The sequence below is a fragment of the Serratia sp. ID 25-353 genome (assembly GCF_054792795.1).
Map to the genome: position 1 here is coordinate 452768 of NZ_CM139236.1, position 20572 is coordinate 473339.

The window sequence follows — 20572 nt, forward strand, 5'->3', positions numbered from 1 at the left end:
TCCTCTAAATCCCATTCATCAGCCGGCAGGGCTCGGCTTCCCAGCGGTAGCCCACGCCGTATACCGAGCGGATAAAGGATTTTTCCCCGTCGATCAGTTCCAGCTTGCGGCGCAGGTTTTTGATGTGGCTGTCAATGGTGCGATCGGTGACCACCCGGTAGTCGTCGTACAGGTTGTTCAGCAGCTGCTCGCGAGAAAATACGTTGCCCGGCTGGCTGGCCAGCGTTTTCAGCAGGCGGAATTCCGCCGGCGTCAGATCCAGCAACTGCCCCTGATAGCTGGCCTGGAAGCGCGGTTCATCGATGTGCAGCAGGTCATCTTCCCGCGCGTTCTCCTGCGGCCGATAGCTGCGGCGTAGAATGGTTTTCACCCGTGCCACCACTTCGCGCGGGCTGTAGGGTTTGCAGATGTAATCGTCGGCGCCGTTCTCCAGCCCCAACAGGCGGTCAATCTCTTCGATTTTCGCCGTCACCATCACGATGGGCACGTCGCTGAAGCGGCGCAGCTCGCGGCACACCGTCAGCCCGTCGGCGCCCGGCAACATCAGGTCGAGCAAGATCAGCGCCGGTGGATGCTGGTGCACGGTCGGCACCACCTCGTTGCCGTTGGTCAGCCAGCGGGTGGCGTAGCCCGCCGCCTGCAGATAATCCACCAGCAGCTGGCCCAGCTTGGGCTCATCTTCAACAATCATGATCTGCACGGGTTGATTCTGAATGTCCATCAGGGCGCCTTATTTTTTATCGGGGTAGCAAATTCTACTGTAATGCGCACGCCGCCTAAAGGCGAATGCTCGGCGCGGATTTTCCCGTCGTGCGCTTCCACGATGTTGTGGCAGATCGCCAGCCCCAGCCCGGAACCGCCGCTGGCGCGGTTGCGTGAACCCTCCGCCCGGTAGAAACGTTCGAAAATGCGCTTCAGCTGCTGATCGCTGATGCCCGGCGCGCTGTCCTGCCAGTAGAGGATCAGGCGCCCCGGCTGCAGCTCGGCGCCGATCTCCAGCCGGCCGCCGGCGTCGGTGTAACGCAGGCTGTTTTCCAACAGGTTATTGAACAGCTGGTTCAGGCGATCGGGATCGCCGAACAGCGGCGCTTGGGCCGGCAGATGGGTGACGATATCCAGCCCTTTGGCGCGGAAGCGTTCACGGAAGGCAGCGACGGCGATCTGCACCAGGTGCACGCAGTCCACCGACGACTTGCGATAGGCCAGCGCGCCGAGATCGGAGAGCGACAGCTGATGCAGATCGTCGACCAGTTTGGTCAAGGTGGATACCTCGGCCTGCAGCGAGCTGAGCGACGCCGGCGTCGGCTGGCGCACGCCGTCCTGCAGCGCTTCCAGTTCGCCGCGCAGCACCGCCAGCGGCGTGCGCAACTCATGCGATACGTCGGCCATAAAGGCGCGGCGCATCTGTTCGTTTTTTTCCAGCGAGGTGGCCAACTGGTTGAAGTCGTGCGCCAGCCGGCCCAGTTCATCCTGGCTGCTGACCGCCACGCGGGTGGTGAAATCGCCCGCCGCCAGGCGGTGGGTGCCGGCCACCAGGCGCTTGACCGGAGCCAGCATGCCGCGCGACAGCAACCAGGTCACCGCCGCCGCCAACAGGGTGGAGAGCGCGACGATAATCCAACTGGTGCGCCGCTGCTGGCGATCGAAGTTGATGTCGGTATTGCGCGTCAGACGCTCGACCGGGGTGGTGAGCACCCAGCCGACGATCTCGTTGTTGTAGCGGATTGGGTGGCGTGGCCCCTCCTTCGGCAAGGGGCCCGAATGCCCGACCAAGCGATTGAACTGGCTGTCCACCACCCAAAACTGGGTGCGCCAGCCCTTGGGCGGCAGATTGTGACTGCTGTCGCTGTTTTGCTCGAACGAACGCATGATTTGGTAGACCACCTGATCGTTGTTGCGCAGGAATATCCAGTTGCCATGATGGCTGTACTGTTCCTCCAGCGCTTCGCTCAGCATGTTGATGCGCTGCTCGTTGCTGCTCTTGATGTAATCGATAAAGCCGCGCTCAAAGCTGACGCGCACCCCCCAATGCATGGTGATCAACACCAGCATGCAGGTAGCGAAAATGGCCAGGAACAGTTTCCCGGTAATGCCTATCCTCATTGCAACCTCGTTGAGCCGGTACCCGGCTCTTTGGTCAGCGTGCGGTTGGGCGCGCTATCGGCCGGCACGCGCGCGAAGGCCAGCGCGGGCAGAGCGATAATCAACGCCATACAGCAGTAACTGTAAATAAATGCGCCGTGAATGGCCGGGCTATCGGCCACCACCTGATGATGGGCGAAGCTGCCGATCAAGATGCCGGCGACGCTGACGCCAAGGCTCATCGACAGCTGCATGACCATCGACAACAGGCTGTTGCCGCTGCTGGCCAGCCGGTCCGGCAGATCTTTCAGCGTCAGGGTGTTCATCGCCGAGAAGCGCAGTGAGTTGACCATCCCCTGGAAAAACAGCACCACCGGCAGCAGCCACAGCCAGCCGAGCATCGCCGCCAGCAGGAAGCTCAGGCTGACCAGCGCCAGCAGCAGCGTGGCGGCCACCAGCACGTTGCGATAGCCGAAGCGGTTGATCACCTGCACCACGATGCGCTTCATGCCCATGCTGCCGATGATCATCGGGATCATCATCAGCCCGGCGTGGAACGGCGTAAAGCCCATGCCCACCTGCAGAAACAGCGGCGTCATGAACGGCAGCATGCCGCTGCCGATGCGCCCCAGCAGGCTGGCCAGCAGCCCGATCTTGTAAGTCGGGGTGCGCAGCAGCCGCAGTGAGAACAGGGCGCGGCTATTGCCGTAGGCATGCCAAACATACCCCAACAGCGCCGCCACGCCCAGCGCCACCAGACCGGCGATGGCGCCGCCGGAGAGCCCCATGCCTTTGTGGCCGTCGAGCGCCAGCGTCAGCGACGCCATGCCGATCGCCAGCAGGATAAAGCCGCTGAGATCGAAGCGGCGGGTCTGCATTTGGTAGTTGGGCATCAGCAGCAGCGTGGCTATGGCGCCCACGATGCCCACCGGAATGTTGATCAGGAAAATCCAATGCCAGCTGGCATATTGTACCAGGAAGCCACCCAGCGCCGGCCCCATCAGCGGGCCGATCTGGCCCGGCAGCGTCACGAAGGTCATCGCCGCCATGTACTGCTCGCGCGGCACGATCTTCATCACCGTCAGGCGCCCGACCGGCACCATCATCGCGCCGCCGATGCCCTGAATCACGCGCGAGGCGATCAGTTCGTTCAGGGTTTCCGAACGGGCGCAAAGGAGGGAGCCGAGGGTGAACAGCAGGATGGCGCTGAAAAACACCCGCTGTACGCCGACCTTGTCCGCCAGCCAGCCGCTGGCCGGCAGCGTCACCGCCACCGTCAGCACATAGGAGACGATCACCGACTGCATGCGCAGCGGGTTCTCCCCCAGGCTGGCGGCCATCGAGGGCAGGGCGGTGTTGACGATAGTGGTATCCAGCGTCTGCATAAAGAAGCCGAATGCCACTATCCAGAGTTGCCAGCGTACCGTGGCGGCGTGTTTCATCAGCATCGGTCGGCCATTAATGGGGCAGCGGGGCCAGTTGCTTGTTGCGGCGGAACTTCGCCTGCAGCCGGTCGAAGTAAAGGTAGACCACCGGGGTGGTGTACAGCGTCAGCAGCTGGCTCATCACCAGGCCACCGGCGATGGTGATGCCGAGCGGCTGGCGCAGCTCCGCGCCGTCGCCGCTGGTCAGCACCAGCGGCAGCGCGCCGAACAACGCCGCCAGCGTGGTCATCATGATCGGCCGGAACCGCAGCAGGCTGGCCTGGAAAATCGCCTCGCGGGCGCTGATGCCGCCGTTGCGCTGCGCCTCGAGCGCGAAGTCGACCATCATGATGGCGTTTTTCTTCACGATGCCGATCAACAGCATGATGCCTATCAGCGCGATCAGGCTGAACGGCGCGCCGAACAGCTCGAGTGCCAGCAGCGCCCCCACGCCGGCGGAAGGCAGCGTGGAAAGGATGGTCAGCGGATGGATATAGCTCTCATACAGCACGCCGAGCACGATATACACCGTGGCGATCGCCGCCAGGATCAGGATGAGCTGCGACTTCAGGGTGTCCTGGAACACCTGGGCGGTGCCGGCGAACGCGCCGCGCACCGTAGACGGCACGCCGAGCTGAGTCATGGTGCGCTCTACCGCAGCGGTGGCGTCCGACAGGCTGCCGCCGTCCGGCAGGTTAAAGGAGATGGTCGAGGCGGCGGACAGCCCCTGATGGTTGACCGACAGCGGCGCGTTGGCCGGCCGCCAACTGGCGAAGTAGGAGAGCGGTATCGCCTTGCCTTCGTTGTTGATGATGAACATTTTGTCCAGCGAGCTCACGTCCTGGGTGTAGGGCGGCGCCACTTCCATCACGACTTTGTATTGGTTGAGCGGTTGATAGATGGTCGAAATCTGCCGCTGGCCGAAGGCGTTGTTCAGCAGGTTGTTAGCGTCGGATACCGAAATGCCGAGGCGCGCCATGGTTTCGCGATCGTAGACCAGATCCATTTCCGAGCCTTTATCCTGCTGATCCGAGTTGACGTCCGCCAGCTCGGGCAATGCGGCCAGCGCGGTGCGGATCTTCGGCTCCCATTCGCGCAGCGCGGCGAGATCGTCCGCCAGCAGCGTATATTGGTAGCTGGCGTTGGCCTGCCGGCCGCCGACGCGGATATCCTGCACCGCCATCAGAAACAGGCTGGCACCCGGTTCTTTGGCCAGGCGAGCGCGCAGGCGGGCGATCACTTTCTGCGCGTCGTCGCTGCGTACCGACAGGGGTTTCAGTGAGATGAACATCGAACCACTGTTGGTGCGCGAGCCGCCGGTAAAACCGGTGACGTTTTCCACGTCCGGATCTTCGCGCACGATTTTCATGAAGTCTTCCAGTTTGCCGCGCATCGCCTGGAACGAAATGCTTTGGTCGGCCTGGATAAAGCCCATCAGGCGCCCGGTATCCTGTTCCGGGAAGAAGGTTTTCGGAATGCTGATATACAGCCAGACGTTGAGCGCAAGGGTGGCGAGGAACACCGCCAGCACCCAGCGCGAGTGGCCGAGCACCCAGTTCAGCGAGCGTCCGTAGCCCTGCTGCAGCGCCAGCAGCATTTTGCCGAAGCCGCGCGCCCGCCGCTGCGAACGCGGCGGCTGGTGGCGCAGCAGGTAGGCGCACATCATCGGCGTGAGCGTCAGCGAGACGATGAGCGACAGCCCGATCGATACCGACAGGGTGACGGCGAACTCGCGGAACAGGCGCCCCGGCAGGCCTTCCATCAACAGCAGTGGGATAAACACCGCCACCAGCGAAACGCTCATCGACAGCACGGTGAAGCCGACTTCCCGCGCGCCCAGCAGCGCGGCGTTGATCGGTTTCATGCCGGCCTCGACGTGGCGGGAAATGTTTTCCAGCACCACGATGGCGTCGTCCACCACAAAGCCGGTGGCGATGGTCAGCGCCATCAGCGACAGGTTATTGAGGCTGAACCCGCACAGATACATGGCGGCGAACGAGCCGATCAGCGACACCGGCACGGCGACCGCCGGGATCAGCGTGGCGCGCCCGGAGCGCAGGAAGATGAACACCACCAGGATCACCAACCCGATGGCGATCGCCAGCGACTGTTCGACCTCGGCCAGCGACGCGCGAATGGTCGGCGAACGATCCTGCGCGACGTTGAGTTTTATTGAGGCCGGGATATTTTCCTGCAGGGCGGGCAGCTCGGCGCGAATGCGATCGACGGTTTCGATGATGTTGGCGTCCGGCGCACGGCTGATGGCCAGAATGATCGCCGGTTTGGCGTCGGTCATCCCGGCGTTGCGCACGTCTTGCACCGAGTCTTTAACCTCGGCCACGTCGGCTAAACGCACCGCCGAGCCGTTGTTGTAATGAATGATCAGTGGACGGTAGGCATCGGCGGTTTTCAGCGCATCGTTGGCCTGGATCTGCCAGCGCTGCTGCGGGTTTTCCACGGCGCCCTGCGGGCGGCGCACGTTGGCGTTGGCGATGGCTTGCCGTACGGTATCCAGCGACACGCCCTGATTGAACAGCGCCGAAGGGTTCAGCTCGACCCGCACCGCCGGCAGCGAGCTGCCGCCCACGGAAACGTCGCCGACGCCCTCGGTCTGGCTGATCTTCTGCGCCAACTGGGTGGAGGCGAAATCGTACAGCTGCCCCTGGCTGTAGGTGTCCGAGGTCAGCGTCAGGATCATGATCGGCGCGTCGGAAGGGTTGACCTTGCGGTAGCTGGGGCGGCTCGGCATGCCGGTCGGCAGCAGGCTTTGTGCGGCGTTGATCGCCGCCTGCACATCGCGCGCGGCGCCGTTGATGTCGCGATCGAGATCGAACTGCAAAATGACCCGGGTACTGCCGAGCGAACTCATCGAGGTCATTTCGTTAACCCCGGCGATGCGGCCCAGCGCGCGCTCCAGTGGCGTCGCCACCGAGGATGCCATGGTTTCCGGCGAGGCGCCCGGCAGCGACGCGCTGATCGAAATCACCGGAAAGTCCACCTGCGGCAGCGGCGACACCGGCAGCAGGCGAAAGCCGATCGCGCCGCTGATGGCGATGGCCAGCGTCAGCAGGGTAGTGGCCACCGGCCGGTGAATGAACAGGGCGAAGAATTTCACGGCAGCTCCTGCGTATTCGGCTGGCGATGCGTGTTGCGCGCCAGTTTGTCAAACAGCAGGTAGATCACCGGCGTGGTGAACAGCGTCAGGATCTGGCTCATGATCAAACCGCCGACCATACAGACGCCAAGCGGATGCCGCAGCTCCGCGCCGACGCCGGTGCTCAGCATCAGCGGCAGCGCGCCGAGCAAGGCCGCCAGCGTGGTCATCAGGATCGGCCTAAAACGCAGCAGGCAGGCCTGATAGATGGCGTCGCGCGGCGATAAACCCTGTTCGCGTTCCGCCGCCAGCGCGAAGTCGATCATCATGATGGCGTTTTTCTTCACGATGCCGATCAGCAGGATGATGCCGATGATGGCGATCACGTCCAGCTCGCTGCCGGCCATCATGAGCGCGAGCAGCGCGCCGACCCCGGCGGTCGGCAGGGTAGAGAGGATGGTGACCGGATGAATGAAGCTTTCATACAGCACGCCCAGCACGATGTACATCGCCACCACCGCCGCCAAAATCAGCCACAGCGTGCTGCCGAGCGCCGCCTGGAAGGCCAGGGTCGCTCCCTGGAATTGGGTGGTGATGTCCCTTGGCATGTTGAGATTTTTTTCCGCCTGGGTGACTGCGTCCACCGCCTCGCCGAGCGAGTAGCCGTCGGCGACGTTGAACGAAACGGTGGCTGACGGGAACTGATCGAGATGGTTGACCGACAGCGGGCCGAAGCGCTCTTCGATTTTGGCGATGGCGCTCAGCGGTACCACGGCGCCGTCGTTGCCGCTCAGACGGATCTCATTGAGCGCCGCCAGCCCCGGCGTCGCGCTGACGTCGTGCTCCAGCACCACGCGGTATTGGTTGGCCTGAGTGTAGATGGTGGAGATCAGGCGCTGGCCGAACGCGTTGTACAGCGCATTGTCCACGTCGCTCATGGTGACGCCAAGGCGGGAGGCCGAATCGCGATCGACGTTGACGTAGGCCACCAGCCCCTGATCCTGCCAGTCGCTGGTGACGTCCGCCAACTGCGGGGTTTGCTTCAGCTCATCCATCAGCTGCGGCACCCACAGGCTGAGATCGTCCAGCGACATCGCCTGCAGGGTGAATTGGTACTGGGTGCGGCTGACTTGGGTATCGATGGTCAGATCCTGCACCGGCTGCAGATACAGCTTCACGCCGGGGAACTGCGCCGTTTGCTGCTGCAGGCGGTTGATGATCGCCGGAATGCGGTCGCTGCGTTCGCTCAGCGGCTTCAGGTTGATCTGCAGCCGGCCGCTGTTGAGCGTGGCGTTGCTGCCGTCGATGCCGACGAACGACGTCAGGCTCTCCACCGCCGGATCTTTGAGGATCTGCGCCGCGACCTGCTGCTGGCGCTCGGCCATATTGCTGAACGAGACGCTCTGCGGCGCCTCCAGCGTGCCCTGAATGATGCCGTTGTCCTGCACCGGGAAGAAACCTTTCGGGATCAGCAGGTACAGCAATACCGTCAGCGCCAGGGTGCCCACGGCCACGCCGAGCGTCAGCCAGGGATGGTTAAGCACCGTTTTCAACCACTTGCCGTATTGCGCGATCACCCGGTCGAAAAAGCGTTCGGAGGCGGCGGAAAAACGGTTCTGCTTGCGCAGCGATTCGTGGCTGAGCATGCGTGCGCACATCATCGGCGTCAGCGTCAGCGACACCACGGCGGAGATCAATATCGCCACCGCCAGCGTGACGGCGAACTCGCGGAACAGGCGGCCGACGATGTCGCCCATGAACAGCAGCGGGATCAGCACCGCCACCAGCGAGAAGGTCAGCGAGATGATGGTGAAGCCGATCTCGCCGGCGCCTTTCAGTGCGGCGTCGAGCGGTTTTTCCCCTTTCTCGATATAGCGCGAGATGTTCTCGATCACCACGATGGCGTCGTCCACCACGAAGCCGGTGGCGATGGTCAGCGCCATCAGCGTCAGGTTGTTGATGGAGAAGCCGAGGAAGTACATGGCGGCGAAGGTGCCGACCAGCGACAGCGGCACCGCCACGCTGGGGATAATGGTCGCTGGCACGTTGCGCAGGAACACGTAGATCACCATCACCACCAGCGCGATCGCCAGCAGCAGCTCGAACTGCACGTCGCTGACCGAGGCGCGGATGGTGGTGGTGCGATCGGTCAACACCTTGACGTCGACCGACTTGGGCAGGCTTTTAATCAGCGTCGGCAGCATTTCGCGGATACTGTCGGCGGTGGTGATGACGTTGACGCCGGGCTGGCGTTGGATGTTCAGCACGATCGCCTGTTGCTTGTTGGCCCAGGCCGCCAGCCGGGTGTTTTCCGCCCCTTGTTCAATGGTGGCGATATCCTGCAGGCGGATCGCCGCGCCGTTCTGATAGGCGACGATCAGCTGGCGATAGTCGTCGGCAGATTTCATTTGGTCGTTGGCGGACAGGGTGACCGATCGGGTCGGGCCGTCAAGGCTGCCTTTCGCCGAGTTGACGTTGGCGTTGCTGATGGCGGCGCGGATGGCTTCACTGTTCAGGCCATAGGCGGCGACCGCCGCGGCGTTCAATTTTACGCGCACCGCCGGGCGTTGGCCGCCGGCCAGCGTCACCAGGCCGACGCCGGTCACCTGAGAAATTTTTTGCGCCACGCGGGTTTCCACCATGTCTTCCACCTGCGTCATCGGCATGGCGGTGGAGGTCACGGCCAGCGTCAGGATCGGCGGATCGGCGGGGTTAACCTTGCTGTAGATCGGCGGGTAGGGCAGATCGGTCGGCAGCAGGTTGGTGGCGGAGTTAATCGCCGCCTGCACTTCCTGCTCCGCGACGTCGAGCGGCAGCGCCAACTGGAACTGCAGGGTGACCACCGAGGCGCCGCCGGAGCTTTGCGACGCCATTTGCTTCAGGCCGGACATCTGGCCGAACTGGCGTTCCAGCGGCGCGGTAATAGCGGAGGTCACCACGTCCGGGCTGGCGCCGGGGTACAGCGTCACCACCTGGATGGTGGGGTAATCCACCTCCGGCAGGGCGGACACTGGCAGCGCGCGATAGCCGATAATCCCCGCCAGCAATATCGCCATCATCAGCAACGTGGTGGCGACCGGACGCAGAATAAACAGGCGGGACGGACCGCCGCCGGCGTTGGGAGGCATCACCTGCATCAGGACTTCCTCTGAACGTCAGGTTCGCGCTTGGCGTTGGCCGCCGCCGGCGCTTCGCTCGGCGCGAGCACTTCTACCTGCATGCCATCGGTCAGGCGATCGATGCCGTCGGTCACCACCCGATCGCCGGCGTTGAGGCCGGCGCTGATCACCACCTGCCGGCTGTCCTGCACGCCGGCGGTGACCCGATGTTTGCTGACCTTGTTGTCTTCACCGAGCGTCCAGACGAAGTTGCCCTCGTTGCCCATCTGCAGCGCGGCGGTCGGGATCACCACCGCATCGTGCAGGGTATCCACCTGCAGCCGCGCGTTGACGAACTGGTTGGGGAACAGCGCGTCATCTTCGTTGGTGAAGCGCGCTTTCAGCTTGATGGTGCCGGTGGTGGTATCAATTTGGTTGTCCAGGCTCAGCAGCGAACCGGTCGTCAGCTTGTTCTGGTTGGTGCGGTCCCAGGCTTCGACGCTCACCGGCCCAGCTTTTTGCGCCTTGAGCAGATCGGCGATGTTGCCTTCGGGCAGCGTGAACACCACGTCGATCGGGTGCGTCTGCGTGATCACCACCAGACCGGTGGTGCTGCCGCTGGTGACATAGTTGCCGACGTCGACCAGTTTCAGGCCGACGCGGCCGTCGATTGGCGCAGTGATGCGGCTGTAGGTGATCTGCAGTTTGGCGCTGTCGACCGCGCCCTGATCGGCCTTGATCGCGCCTTCGGTCTGCTGCACCAGCGAGGCCTGCGTATCCAGCTCCTGGCGGGAAACCAGATTGGTTTTCACCAGTTGTTGATAGCGCGACAGGTCGCGCCGGGCGTTGGCCAGCGTGGCCTGATCTTTTGCCAACTGCCCCTGAGCCTGGGTCAACTGAACCTGGAACGGCCGGGGATCGATTTCCGCCAGCAGATCGCCGGCTTTGACCTGCTGGCCTTCGGTAAAGTGGATCGCCATCAGTTGGCCATCGACCCGGCTGGTGACGGTCACGGTATTGGCGGCGGTGGCGGTGCCCAAGCCGGAAAGATAGCGTGGCACCGTCTGGCGGGTGGCGGTCGCCACCTGCACCGGCGACATCGGCGCGCCGCGTCTGCCGCCCGCGGCGCGGCCGGCTCCCGTTTTACCGGCGGCCTGGTGCGCACCCGGCGTCGTCCCGGCGGTCGGTTGGGCGGCGCTGAAATGGCGCCAGACCAGAACGGCGACGATGATCGCAATCGCCGCAACCAGCAGGCGCAGCAGCAGGGAACGACGTTGGGGTTTTGCATTCATGGTGGTGAAAATTCTCTCCAAAAGGCAGGGGTGCGGGCACTCATTGCCACAAAAATGACACTCCTTACAGGATACTAGTTTAGCCAGCGAAGACGGCATAAAAATGAAGGAAATATGGAGGAACCGTCAGCATTGTCTTAATAAGTGGGTGATTTGAGCGTGCTATGTTTATAAGTGATTTATTCCGGCTTATAGCCAATACGTTTTAACGATTTCCTGTATTTGGCGCTAATAATTAACAGGCAAATCATTTAACCCATGGAGTCTTTGTCATGAGCAAGAAACAACTGGGCCGTTCGGGCATTCAGGTGCCGGCGTTGACCTTTGGCGGCAACGTGTTCGGCTGGACGGCGGATCAGGCGACCTCTTTCAGCCTGCTGGATGCGCTGGTGGACAATCAACTTAACTTTATCGATACCGCCGATGTCTATTCCAGCTGGGTGCCGGGCAACCGGGGCGGCGAATCGGAAACCGTCATCGGCGAATGGCTCAAGAAGAGCGGCAAGCGCGACCAGGTGATCATCGCCACCAAGGTGGGCAAACCGATGGGCGAAGGCAAACAGGGGCTGTCGCCGCGCTATATTCAGCAGGCGGTGGAGGACTCGCTGCGCCGCCTGCAAACCGACTACATCGACCTCTATCAGTCGCACGACGACGACCGCGATACGCCGTTGGAAGAGACGTTGGCGGCGTTCGATGCGCTGATTAAGGCCGGCAAGGTGCGGGCGATCGGCGCCTCCAACTATCAGGCGGACCGTCTGGAAGAGGCGCTGCGGGTGAGCGAAAGCAACGGGCTGGCGCGTTACGAAACCCTGCAGCCGGAATATAACCTGTACGCGCGTGAAGGCTATGAAGCCGAGTTGGAAGGCGTGGCGCAGCGCCATGGGCTCGGGGTGATCAACTTCTTCGCGCTGGCCAGCGGCTTCCTGACCGGCAAATACCGCAGCAAAGCGGACGAGGGCAAAAGCCAGCGCGGCGATCGCATCGTCGAACGTTACCTTAACCCGCGCGGTTTCCGCATTCTGGCGGCGCTGGATCAGGTGGCCGGCAAGCACGGCACCTCCCCGGCACAGGTCTCGCTGGCCTGGCTGATTGCGCGCCCGAGCATCACCGCGCCGATCGTCAGTGCTACCTCGTTGCCGCAGCTGGATGAGTTGGTCAGCGCCACCCGCCTGACGCTGGATGCGGACGACATCCAGGCGCTGAACCACGCCAGCGCCGAGTAGGGTATGTTACCCGGCGGCGATTTTGCTCTATGCTGAAGGGGTCAACATGGCCCATTCAGGAACCCGCAATGTCTGGTGATATCATTAACGACCTCGCGACGCTGGAACAGCTTTACGGCAAACCCGCCGCTCCCTCGGTTTTTAAAGAAGTCAGCTATATCCACCCGGCGTACCGCCCATTTATCGAGGCGGCGCCGTTTGCCGCCCTCTCGACGGTCGGCCCGGACGGCATGGATGTCTCCCCGCGCGGCGATCCGGCCGGTTTTATCCATATCGAAGACGAGAAAACCCTGCTGCTGCCGGACCGGCGCGGCAATAACCGCATCGACAGCCTGCGCAATATCCTGCACGACAACCGGGTGGCGCTGCTGCTGCTGATCCCCGGCATCGGCGAAACGCTGCGGATTAACGGGCGGGCGGATATCGTGGTGGCGCCGGCGGTGCTGCAGCGCTTCGCCCACCGCAACCAGCTGCCGCGTTCGGTGCTGCGCATTCGGGTAGAGGCGGTGTTCTTTCAGTGCAGCCGGGCGATCTTGCGTTCGGGACTCTGGGAAGAGGGTAGCCGCCTCGAACGTTCGGCGCTGCCCAGCCCCGGCCATATTTTGGCCGCGGTGAGCCAAACGCGCTTCGACGGTGAGGAGTACGACAGCGCGCTGCCGCAGCGACTGAAGGATACGCTGTATTAATCGCCGTGGCGTTCGCGCCACCTTTGTCGGTTCAGCCGGTACAAGACGTGCTTTTGCAGCGGATGGCCCGCCGGCAGCCGTGGATGAATGAAGGTTTCGCCGTCAAACTGCATGCCGATGCGTGTCATCACCCGGCGCGACGGCTGATTCTCTTCGGCGGTGAAGGACACCACTTCCGGCAAGTGAAGCGTGTCGAAGGCGCACGCCAGCGCCGCGCGCGCCGCTTCAGCGGCGTAGCCGTTGCCCCAGTGGGCCGCCGCCAGCCGCCAGCCAATCTCCACGCAGGGGGAGCAAGGCAGATCGTCGCCCGGCCGCGCCAGCCCGACAAACCCGATAAAGGGCGCACCGTTTTTCACTTCCACCGCCCACAGCCCCCAGCCGTGTTGTTCCATGAATGCGCGGATGCGTTCGGCCTGCGCGCGACTTTCCTCGGCCGTCATCGTCGCCGGGAAATAACGCATCACCTGCGGATCGGCGTTAAGCGCGGCGAAGGCCGGCAGGTCGTCGTCGCGCCAGAGGCGCAGCCGCAGCCTGGCGCTGTCGAGGGTAAGGATGGTTGACATGATGCATAGCCTCCAATGAACAAGGGCGCGGCGAGCCGCGCCCTTGGGCCGTCAACGGAACAGCGTTTGCGCCCAGCGCGCCAGCCCGGCGGTGACCGAGCCGAAGTCGTTGCCGCCGACGATCGGAATGCCCGGCAACTGCTGTTGCAGCGCGGCGCGCAGCAGGGGGGAGCGCGCGCTGCCGCCGGTCAGATAGATCACCTGCGGCGCGGTCTGGCTGCTGGCCAGCGCGGCGCTGACCTGCTCCTGAATGCGCATCAACGGCTGCGAGATGGCGTCGGCGAGCTGAGCCTGGCTAATGCTCTCCGCCAGATCGGCCTGCACGAAATTGAGCGGCGCGCTGATGGCCGTTTGACCGGACAGGGCTATCTTACTCTCTTCGGCCGCACGCACCAGTCGGTAGCTCAGGCGCTGCTGATACACTTTCAGCAGGCGTTTGACCTTTTCCGGCTCCGCCGCGTCGAGGATCAGATCGCGTAGCACGCGGCCGTTGGCGGCGCTGTAGAAGTCGTTTTGCGCCGGCACGTCGTTGGTCGCCACCGCGTTCCAGTAAGGCAGCGCCGGCAGGGCAATGCCTTTCGCGGTTTCACCGCCCAGGCCGAACAGGGGCATCAGCTGTTTGAAGGCCAGCATGATGTCCAGATCGTTACCGCCGACTCGGCAGCCGCTGTGGCCCAGCAGGCTCTGCTGGCGATCGGCGCGGTCGCGCCACTGCGGCCCCATCAGCAGTACCGAGCAGTCGGTGGTGCCGCCGCCGATGTCTACCACCAGCACGGTTTGCTCTTCGTTCAGCGTTGCCTCGAAGTCCAGCCCAGCCGCGACCGGCTCGAACTGGAATTCAATGGCTTTGAAACCGGCGCGTTCGGCGGCGCGCTGCAAAATGCCCTGCGCCTGCCGGTTGGCCTCTTCGCCGCCGATGCCCTGGAAGTTGATCGGCCGGCCGATCACCGCCTGCTCGATATCGGTCTGCAGCACGTTTTCCGCCTGGCGTTTGATGTGGAACATCATGGCGCACACCAGGTCTTCGAACAGGGCGATCTGCTGCGGCTTCAGGCCGTTGGCGCCGAGGAAGGATTTCGGCGAGCGCACGAAGTACACCTCTTCCGGATCTTCCATGTAGTGCGCCAGCGCCTGCAGGCCGAACAGCACGCTGTCGCCGTTGACCGGAATGTCTTCTTCGCGGTTGTAACTGATGGCGCGGCGCAGCAGCTGCTGGTTTTCTTCGCTGCCGGTCGGCACCTGCCAGTGGCGGTGCAGGCATTCGCTCACCGCTTCGCGGGTCGGCGCGCACAGCATCGAAGGCAGATACGGTTCGTTGTTTTCCAGCGTCAACAGCTCGGGGCCGTGGTCGCGCATCACCGCGACGGAACAGTTGGCTGTCCCGTAGTCGAATCCAATAAACATCTCTTTTTTGTCCCCATGCCAATGAAGGGGGGCGACTTTACCCGAGACGGAGCCGGCGGGCAATGCGCCGATGCGCGAGTGTCGAAAAATTTAGCGGGCGCGGCGGCGGCGTGCTTAACTTAATGTCCGAATTCCGCACGTCAGCGCGCCAGCCGAGCCCCATAATGCAGAAAAAACCGAACCCGAGCGTTGCCATGAATACCCAACAGCAAGCGTTGTACGACGCGCTGCGCGCGCGTGACCGCAAATTCGACGGCCGCTTTTTCGTCGGCGTCTCTTCCACCGGCATTTATTGCCGCCCGGTGTGCAGCGCCCGCACGCCGAAGCTGGAAAACTGCACCTTCTATCCGAGCGCGGCGGCAGCCGAGCTGGCGGGCTTTCGCCCCTGCCTTAAATGTCGGCCGGAGCTGGCGCCCGGCCTGGCGCTGATCGATCTGGGCAACCGCTATGCGCAGGTGGCGGTACAGCTCATTGAGCAGGGCTATCTGTCCGAACACAGCTGCGAAGCGCTGGCGGCGCGGCTGGGCATTTCCGATCGCCACCTGCGGCGCATCTTCGCCGAACAGTTTGGCGCTTCGCCGATCGATTACGCGCAGTCGCATCGGCTGCTGCAGGCCAAACGCCTGCTGGCGGATACCGACCTGCCGCTCAGCGAGGTGGCGTTCGCCGCCGGTTTCGGCAGCCTGCGGCGTTTCAACGAGCTGTTCAAGGCGCGCTATCGCCTGATTCCGTCGGCGCTGCGCAGCGGCGGCGCGCGCGGTGAACGGGCGGCCGCCAGCGGCCTGGTGTTTCACCTGGGTTATCGGCCGCCCTATGACTGGGATCGCATGCTGAACTTCTTGCAGGCGCGCGCCGTGCAGGGCGTCGAGCGGATCGAGGGCCGGCGCTATCTGCGTTCGATCGCCGTCAACCAGGGCGGTACGGAGTATTGCGGCTGGCTCAGCGTGCAGCCGGAAGAAGCGCGCAACCGGGTCAGGGTCGAGATCGCGCCGGCGCTCAGTTTGGTGACGACGGAGGTGCTGCGCCGCGTACGCTTGCTGTTCGATTTGGACGCCGCGCCGGATCGCATCAATGAGGCGCTGGGTTCGCTGGCGGCCGATGCGCCGGGGCTGCGCCTGCCGGGCTGCGTGAACAGCTTCGAGCAGGCGGCGCGTGCGGTGCTGGGTCAGTTGGTCAGCGTGAAAATGGCGGCAACCTTCGCCGGGCGGATGGCCGAACGTTGGGGAGAACCGCTGGCGGCGCCGCACGAGGGCATCACCCATGTTTTCCCCACCGCAGAACGGGTGGCACAGCTGCAGCCCGAAGCACTGCGCCCGCTCGGGGTGCAGCTGAAGCGCGCGGCGGCGTTGATCGAGATCGCCCGGGCGCTGGGCGAAGGGCGGCTGCAGCTCGATAACGTGCTGGATATCGAACAGGGCATCAAGGCGCTGACCGCGCTGCCGGGTATCGGCAACTGGACCGCCAGCTATATCGCGATGCGCGCCTGGTCGTGGCCGGATGTGTTCCTGGCCGGCGACTACCTGATCAAACAGCGTTTTCCCGGCATGACGCCGCGCCAGATCGAACGCTACGCCGAACGTTGGCGCCCGTGGCGTTCTTACGCCACGCTGCATCTGTGGCACAACGGCGGCTGGGCGCCGGAAGGGGAGATTTGAGCATTCGGCCTAGCGGGGAGACTCGATCAACTGCAACAGGCGGCTCATGCCCTCGCGCATCAGGAACGCCAGCAGCTTTTCCCGCTCGGCCGGCGTCAGGTGGTAGTAATACTCGATCCAGACCCGTATCGGATCCTGGCGTTTGACGTCGTAGTCCGGATGGTCTGCCTCGCGCAAGGCCGACAGGCTGCGCGCGCCGTACGGCAAGCTGTCGATATGGTATTCCAGCGCTTTGCCCTGCACGCCGCTGCGACGGCGGCTGAGCCAGCCTTCGCGTCGGGCCATCAAATTGACCCCTTGCGGGGTTGAAGGCAACCCCGCCTTGCCCATCAGTTCCCTGGCGGAAAACCATTTCTTTTCCATAGTCCCTTATCCCTGAGCCATCACATGTCGAGGAAAATCAACGTATACGCTGATGTTCGCATGGGAGTTTCATCTTACTTAATCGTTTAAGCTTCAGGTGTTATTTATATCACTAATCTCGTATGGGTTAACACAATGTGAATAACGGGAGTGCGGCGCCGCCCGCGAGACGGCGCCGGTAAGGGGGAGGGGTTAGCGAATGCCGAAGTAGCCGTCGCTGAGCAATACCGCCAGCGGTTGCTCCAGCGCTACCTGATCGCCATCCGCCAGATCGATGCCGATATCGCGCAGCGCCTGCAGCGTCACCGGCTGGTGTGCCGGCCCGGCGAGCGTCTGCGCCTTGATCCGATGCGCCGCGCCGTTGAGCATCGAGACCATCAATTCATCCATCTGGTTGCAGTGCACGTTGGTGATAAAGCGTTCATCGACGCGAATGATGTCTATTTTCTGATCGCCCAACTCATCGAAGGCATTGATGTTATGCCCGAAGCCATTGACGATCAGCCGGCAGCCCAACTGCTGCAGTTCGCGAAGACACGCCCGGCACTGCGCGGCGTGTTCCAGCACCACGGTCTCATCGACGCTAAACAGCAGTGCCCGTGGCGGCAGCGAGGAAGCGCGCACCGTTTCCGTTAGCTCGCGCTGGAAGTCGGTGTTCAGCAGGCTGTCGGTGGCCAGCGGCAACGCGAGCGACAGCCCCTTGCGTTTGATGTCGTCGGCGCAGCGTACCAGCAGCTGCGTCACCGTCCACCGGTCGATGTCCGGCATCAGGCCATACAGCTGCGCGGCGGCGATGAAAGCCTCGTGCGGCAGCGGCCGATCGTCCGGCGCCATCACCTGCAGTTTCACCTGGTGGAAAGCGGCCGACAGCGGCGTCGCCGGCGGCGCGACCGCGCGGGTCAGCAGCCGCAGCTGCCCCTCGCTGATGATCGTCTGTACCTCCTGTGGGCTCAGTAATTCATGCTGTCGCTCCAACAGCTGTTTTTGCCGTGCTTCATACAGATACACCTGGCCGCGCCCGTGGTGCTTGGCGGTGTAGCAGGCGATGTCGGCCTGGGCCAGCAGTTCGCTGCTTTTGGCGTCGCCGCCGATGCGCGTGATGCCGGCGCTGGCGCCGACGCGGTAAATTTTCCCTTCCCAGTAGAACGGGTGTTGGCTGATTTGGTTGACCACCTGTTGCATCAGCGATTTGGCCTGCTCCAGCCGGCAGTCGAACAGGATCAGGCCGAACTCGTCGCCGCCCAGCCGGGCCAGGCAGTCGCTGTTGCGCAGATGGTGACGCATCAGTTGGGCGATGTCCCGCAGCAAGGCATCGCCCGCCGCGTGGCCGGCGGTGTCGTTCACCGCCTTGAACCGATCCAGATCGAGGAACACCAGCGAATGCGGCGGCGACGGTTCCCCGGCGGCGGCGATTGCCGCTTTCAGCTGCTTCTCGAAGCGGGTACGGTTCGGCAGGCCGGTCAGCGCGTCGTGTGAGGCGCTGTAGCTGAGCTTTTTCATCAGTTCGCGCGAGGCGGTGACATCCTGCAGCACCATCACCGCGCCCATGGTTTCGCCGTCGAGGGTTTTCAGCGGTGAGACCGACTGCTGCACGTCGAAATAACGCCCGTCGCGGCTGTGCAGCACCAGTGCGTAATCCGCCGGCCACTGCCGCGGGTATTGCGTGAGGTTTTCGATTTCCGGGCCGTCTTTGCCGTTGGTCAGGCGCACCACGCCGGCGATGGGCATACCGATCGCCAGCTCGAGTGGCCAGCCGCACATCTGCTCGGCCACCGGATTCATAAAGGTAATGCGCAGGTGGCCGTCGGTGGAAATCACCCCTTCGCCGATGGCGTCGAGGGTGATGTGCAAACGCTCTTTCTCCTCGTGCAGCGCCTCGGCGAGGATCTTGAGCTCGGTCATGTCGATATTGGTGCCGATCATGCGCAGCGGCTGGCCCTGGTCGTCGAGGATCACGTTGCCCTGGCCGCGAATATGGCGCAATTTACCGCCGCGCGTGATGATGCGAAATTCCATGACGAACGGCCGTGGCTGCGCCTGAATCTCGGCCAGCTCGCGATCGGTGCGGTCGCGATCTTCCGGCACCAACAGCGTGCGCCACAGCGCCAGCGTCGGCGTTTGGTCGGGATTGAGATCGTAGAGTTCGAACATGCGCTGATCCCAGGTGAAGTTTTCCTGGCTCATCACCCATTCCCAGATGCCGACGCCGCCCACCTGATTGGCCAGCGTAATGCGCTCCACCAGCCGGTTGTTTTCCGCCTGGCTGCGCTTCAAATCGCTGATGTCCTCCACCTGCGAGATGAAGTACAGCGGCAGCCCTTCGGCGTCGCGCACCAGCGAGACCGCCAGCAGCGCCCAGACGGTCTGGCCGTCGCTGCGGATGTAGCGTTTCTCCAGGGTATAGCTGCTGATATGGCCATCGAGCAGGTCGTGCAACTGGCTGAGATCGGCGTTGAGATCGTCGGGATGCGTAATTTCTTGAAAGGTCAGCTTGTGCAGCGCCTCAGGGGGATAGCCGAGCAGCGTACACAGCGCCTGATTGACCTGCAACCACTTCCCCTGCGGCGACACCAGCGCCATGCCGATGGCGGAATATTCCAGCGCGCTGCGAAAGCGGCTTTCACTTTCGACGATGTGCTGTTTTTCCACCCGGAAGGCGTGCATTACCACCGCCATCGCGTGCGCCGGGATTAAAATCAGCAGCATCGGCAAGTACAGACCGAGATCGCCAAGGTGCTTGCCGGAAGCCTGAAAATGCAGCAACCCCAGCGAAATCATCACGGTGATCAGCAAGAGGGTGCAGAAGCAAACGGTGAATGCCTCAAAACGAGGCAGTGCGATGGCGGCCCATAGCAGCGGCAAAATCACGAACGTGAATGGAAAAGGCAGATAGGTCAGCGCCATAAAGCTGAAAGCCAGCGTAACCATCAGCGTCAGCAATAATGGAAACGGATTCAGCGCCGTCAGGGTGCGACGGTTGTAAGAGAGGCCGATCGGCGCCAGCGACAGCACCCCTATCGCTTCGGAAATGAACCAGGTACCGAACGGCTGCCAAAAAGGCTGGTCTGGCGCGGGCACCAGGCCGGCGGCCAGCAGCGCGCTGAACAGCGGGGTAAAAATCACTGCGCAGACCACAAAACGCAACCAACTGGCGAGATCATTCAACGGATCGTACGGGTGTAGCATGCGGCGCAGCAGCAGGGCGCAAACCGCCGCTTCCAGCAGGTTGATGGCGGCCAGCTTGACGGGAGTGGCGCTGACGCCGAACAGCAAGAAGCTGGCGAGTACGATGCCGAGGCCGCTGGCCAACATCGGCAGGCCCCAGTGGCGCGGGGCGTGGCGGTACAGTACCGCGATCGCGGCGGCGGTCGGGAACCACAGCGGCGTGAAGTGGCGGGCTTCGCTGGACAGCGACAGGCTCAGCAAGGCGAGCAGAAACGTCGCCAGGGCCACTAACAGGGAATGCGTCAGCACGACGCCTTTGTGGGTGCCGAACGTGTTCGGCGCGCTGATCTCCATAGACACCCTTACCGATGGCCTCTGTCAGTGATTGGATTCATGACGTGGATGAATTAAGACGATTTATTGGCAAAGGGTAGTACAGCGCGAGAGGAAAACCTACCGGGAAGGCCGACTTTACTGCGTTAACGCAAGCCCGGCGACAGAATGACGAAAAAGCCGGCGC

General features: G+C 63.2%; 13 protein-coding genes. 3 read left to right on the top strand and 10 right to left on the bottom strand.

Translation table 11 applies throughout. The annotated features are described in order from the left end of the window. Positions 1-4: 4 nt before the first annotated feature. From baeR to ACYF6X_RS02130, 6 genes are read right to left on the bottom strand one after another with little or no spacing between them, the layout of a single operon-like run. Positions 5-721, bottom strand: a complete 717-nt coding sequence (gene baeR / locus ACYF6X_RS02105; RefSeq protein ID WP_130018158.1) for an envelope stress response regulator BaeR — start codon at positions 719-721, stop codon at positions 5-7. Then, the gene (gene baeS, locus ACYF6X_RS02110) at positions 721-2103 is read right to left on the bottom strand and encodes an envelope stress sensor histidine kinase BaeS (protein ID WP_107227832.1); all 1383 of its coding nucleotides are present in this window, start codon (positions 2101-2103) and stop codon (positions 721-723) included. The genes baeR and baeS overlap by 1 nt, the downstream gene beginning before the upstream one ends. Then, positions 2100-3530, bottom strand: coding sequence for a multidrug transporter subunit MdtD (gene mdtD / locus ACYF6X_RS02115; RefSeq protein WP_165384386.1), 1431 nt, complete (start codon positions 3528-3530; stop codon positions 2100-2102). The genes baeS and mdtD overlap by 4 nt, the downstream gene beginning before the upstream one ends. Positions 3531-3540: 10 nt before the next feature. Continuing rightward, a complete protein-coding gene (mdtC, locus tag ACYF6X_RS02120) occupies positions 3541-6621 on the bottom strand; it encodes a multidrug efflux RND transporter permease subunit MdtC (RefSeq protein ID WP_130018159.1) in 3081 nt (1026 codons plus the stop codon). Further along, positions 6618-9737: an MdtB/MuxB family multidrug efflux RND transporter permease subunit gene (locus tag ACYF6X_RS02125; protein ID WP_130018160.1), complete on the bottom strand. Its 3120-nt coding sequence runs from the start codon at positions 9735-9737 to the stop codon at positions 6618-6620. The genes mdtC and ACYF6X_RS02125 overlap by 4 nt, the downstream gene beginning before the upstream one ends. Further along, positions 9737-10990: an MdtA/MuxA family multidrug efflux RND transporter periplasmic adaptor subunit gene (locus ACYF6X_RS02130; RefSeq protein WP_130018161.1), complete on the bottom strand. Its 1254-nt coding sequence runs from the start codon at positions 10988-10990 to the stop codon at positions 9737-9739. Before ACYF6X_RS02130 ends, ACYF6X_RS02125 begins: the two co-directional genes overlap by 1 nt. 272 nt (positions 10991-11262) lie before the next feature. On the opposite strand from ACYF6X_RS02130, the gene ACYF6X_RS02135 reads away from it, so the two are divergent. Beyond that, positions 11263-12216, top strand: a complete 954-nt coding sequence (locus ACYF6X_RS02135; protein WP_107227836.1) for an aldo/keto reductase — start codon at positions 11263-11265, stop codon at positions 12214-12216. A gap of 68 nt (positions 12217-12284) precedes the next feature. Then, a complete protein-coding gene (locus ACYF6X_RS02140; protein WP_063990495.1) occupies positions 12285-12902 on the top strand; it encodes a pyridoxamine 5'-phosphate oxidase family protein in 618 nt (205 codons plus the stop codon). On the opposite strand, the gene ACYF6X_RS02145 is transcribed toward ACYF6X_RS02140, so the two are convergent. Next, positions 12899-13465: a GNAT family N-acetyltransferase gene (locus ACYF6X_RS02145; protein ID WP_130018162.1), complete on the bottom strand. Its 567-nt coding sequence runs from the start codon at positions 13463-13465 to the stop codon at positions 12899-12901. The genes ACYF6X_RS02140 and ACYF6X_RS02145 overlap by 4 nt on opposite strands. A 51-nt stretch (positions 13466-13516) precedes the next feature. Next, complete coding sequence (gene yegD / locus ACYF6X_RS02150; protein ID WP_130018163.1) at positions 13517-14869, bottom strand: molecular chaperone; 1353 nt, start codon at positions 14867-14869, stop codon at positions 13517-13519. A 164-nt stretch (positions 14870-15033) separates the two neighbouring features. On the opposite strand from yegD, the gene alkA reads away from it, so the two are divergent. After that, positions 15034-16524 (top strand): DNA-3-methyladenine glycosylase 2, encoded by a 1491-nt coding sequence (gene alkA / locus ACYF6X_RS02155; protein WP_130018164.1) that lies wholly within the window; start codon positions 15034-15036, stop codon positions 16522-16524. A gap of 9 nt (positions 16525-16533) precedes the next feature. On the opposite strand, the gene ACYF6X_RS02160 is transcribed toward alkA, so the two are convergent. Both ACYF6X_RS02160 and ACYF6X_RS02165 read right to left on the bottom strand, forming a co-directional pair. After that, entirely contained in the window at positions 16534-16887 is a 354-nt protein-coding gene (locus ACYF6X_RS02160; protein WP_107227864.1) for a DNA-binding protein, read from the bottom strand. Between the two features lie 192 nt (positions 16888-17079). After that, the gene (locus tag ACYF6X_RS02165) at positions 17080-20406 is read right to left on the bottom strand and encodes a diguanylate cyclase (RefSeq protein WP_130018165.1); all 3327 of its coding nucleotides are present in this window, start codon (positions 20404-20406) and stop codon (positions 17080-17082) included. Positions 20407-20572 lie beyond the last annotated feature (166 nt).

Bases quoted from the DNA above. Each gene is read 5' to 3' on its own strand.
- baeR (WP_130018158.1), bottom strand. From the start codon at position 721: ATGGACATTCAGAATCAACCCGTGCAGATCATGATTGTTGAAGATGAG.
- baeS (WP_107227832.1), bottom strand. From the start codon at position 2,103: ATGAGGATAGGCATTACCGGGAAACTGTTCCTGGCCATTTTCGCTACC.
- mdtD (WP_165384386.1), bottom strand. From the start codon at position 3,530: ATGCTGATGAAACACGCCGCCACGGTACGCTGGCAACTCTGGATAGTG.
- ACYF6X_RS02125 (WP_130018160.1), bottom strand. From the start codon at position 9,737: ATGCAGGTGATGCCTCCCAACGCCGGCGGCGGTCCGTCCCGCCTGTTT.
- ACYF6X_RS02130 (WP_130018161.1), bottom strand. From the start codon at position 10,990: ATGAATGCAAAACCCCAACGTCGTTCCCTGCTGCTGCGCCTGCTGGTT.
- ACYF6X_RS02135 (WP_107227836.1), top strand. From the start codon at position 11,263: ATGAGCAAGAAACAACTGGGCCGTTCGGGCATTCAGGTGCCGGCGTTG.
- ACYF6X_RS02140 (WP_063990495.1), top strand. From the start codon at position 12,285: ATGTCTGGTGATATCATTAACGACCTCGCGACGCTGGAACAGCTTTAC.
- ACYF6X_RS02145 (WP_130018162.1), bottom strand. From the start codon at position 13,465: ATGTCAACCATCCTTACCCTCGACAGCGCCAGGCTGCGGCTGCGCCTC.
- yegD (WP_130018163.1), bottom strand. From the start codon at position 14,869: ATGTTTATTGGATTCGACTACGGGACAGCCAACTGTTCCGTCGCGGTG.
- alkA (WP_130018164.1), top strand. From the start codon at position 15,034: ATGCAGAAAAAACCGAACCCGAGCGTTGCCATGAATACCCAACAGCAA.
- ACYF6X_RS02160 (WP_107227864.1), bottom strand. From the start codon at position 16,887: ATGGAAAAGAAATGGTTTTCCGCCAGGGAACTGATGGGCAAGGCGGGG.
- ACYF6X_RS02165 (WP_130018165.1), bottom strand. From the start codon at position 20,406: ATGGAGATCAGCGCGCCGAACACGTTCGGCACCCACAAAGGCGTCGTG.